We start from the raw sequence: 1370 nt of genomic DNA, 5'->3' as shown, positions 1-1370 counted from the left end.
TTTCGCTACCCCCCCACCACCCCCCCCACCCCCCCCCCCCCCCCCCTCCCCCCCCCCCCCCCCCCCCCCCCCCCCCCCCCCCCCCCCCCCCCCCCCCCCCCCCCCCCCCCCCGCGCCTGAGTCGTGGGGCGGCGGACTGTAGGTCAGTATGGGGTGCTGCCTGCACACCCGACCGAGGAGCGCCGAGATGGCCTTGATGACGACGGTGCTCGCCGCATCGCTGGCCCTGACGGCAGGCGTGGGCACCCCGAGCCCCGAGCAGGGCGAGGTGAGCGTCGCCGCGGCCTTCCGGGAGCCCGACGACGCCGGGTACGGGGCGGTCACCTACGAGCCCGGGCCCGTACCGATCGGCAGCCGGATCCGCGTGACGGAGCGGACCGGCGAGCACGGCACCTGGATCGAGCTCCTGCTGGGGGGCGTCGAGCCCGGCCGGACCTTCGGCGCCCACGTGCACCGCAAGCCGTGCGGGGCCGATCCCGAGGACGCCGGCGCGCACTACCAGGACGCCGTCGACCCGGTGCAGCCCTCCGTCGACGCCGTGTACGCCAATCCGCGCAACGAGACCTGGCTGGACCTGACCACGGACGCGCGCGGCCGCGGCCGTTCGCAGACGTCCGTCGACTGGCGGTTCCGGCCCGGCGAGGCCCGCTCGGTCGTGGTGCACGAGCACGCGACCCACACCATGGCCGGCCACGCGGGGAGCGCCGGCCCGCGCCTCGCGTGCATCACCGTGCCCTTCGTCTAGTGCCGCATCAGGCGACGTTCGCTTGTTGACCACCTCGCGTGGCCGTTCGTCGGGGGCGTGCCCGTTCCGCCGGATGACGTAGCGGCGGATCATGCTGCCCGGCTCCTCGTGGCCGGCGTGATCAGGCACTGTCGGTCGGCGTGCAGGCGAAGTCGACGCTGTCGGCCGCGGCCCGGTCGCCGACTCGGGCGCCCGTCCTCGCAGTCGGGTGCGGGGAGAAGTCGTCGGGCACGATCGCGGTGCGTCCGGCCACGGGCAGGCGCCCCTGCCACAGGAGCACCGAATCCATGTCCGCGTCACCCCCGACACGGCCTCGCCCGCCACGACGGCCGCTTCAAATCGCGTCCTAAGGGCTGTCCCGTAACTGCTATGGGAGGGCTGGTGCCATGCCCTACGGCTGAACGCACCGCGCCAGCTGGCCGTACTTCATGCCGCTGGAGTAGAGGATTCCCTGCTGGTTGCGACCCATGATCTTGATGCCGTGGATGCGCCGCTCCACAAGAGTCAACCGGAGGACTTGAGTGCCGGACTCCGTCGAGAGCTCAAGAAGGTTGCCGGGCTGGAGGTCTTCGGCGAGGACATCGATCGTCATGGTGGGGATGGTACGACTTGACCGTGATACGGA

The 1370-nt window shown here is 72.8% G+C and carries 3 protein-coding genes; 1 reads left to right on the top strand and 2 read right to left on the bottom strand.

All coding sequences use genetic code 11. The features are described 5' to 3' along the window. Positions 1-187: 187 nt before the first annotated feature. A complete protein-coding gene (locus AC068A_RS03520; RefSeq protein WP_478580119.1) occupies positions 188-745 on the top strand; it encodes a superoxide dismutase family protein in 558 nt (185 codons plus the stop codon). A 121-nt stretch (positions 746-866) separates the two neighbouring features. Here the strand turns inward: AC068A_RS03520 and AC068A_RS03515 are convergent, their stop codons facing one another. Both AC068A_RS03515 and AC068A_RS03510 read right to left on the bottom strand, forming a co-directional pair. After that, entirely contained in the window at positions 867-1034 is a 168-nt protein-coding gene (locus tag AC068A_RS03515; protein WP_478580117.1) for a hypothetical protein, read from the bottom strand. 102 nt (positions 1035-1136) lie between these two features. After that, the gene (locus AC068A_RS03510) at positions 1137-1337 is read right to left on the bottom strand and encodes a hypothetical protein (RefSeq protein ID WP_478580115.1); all 201 of its coding nucleotides are present in this window, start codon (positions 1335-1337) and stop codon (positions 1137-1139) included. Between the last annotated feature and the right edge of the window lie 33 nt (positions 1338-1370).

The sequence above is a fragment of the Streptomyces sp. NPDC043854 genome, assembly GCF_056436005.1.
This window is presented reverse-complemented; position numbering and strand designations above follow the sequence as displayed.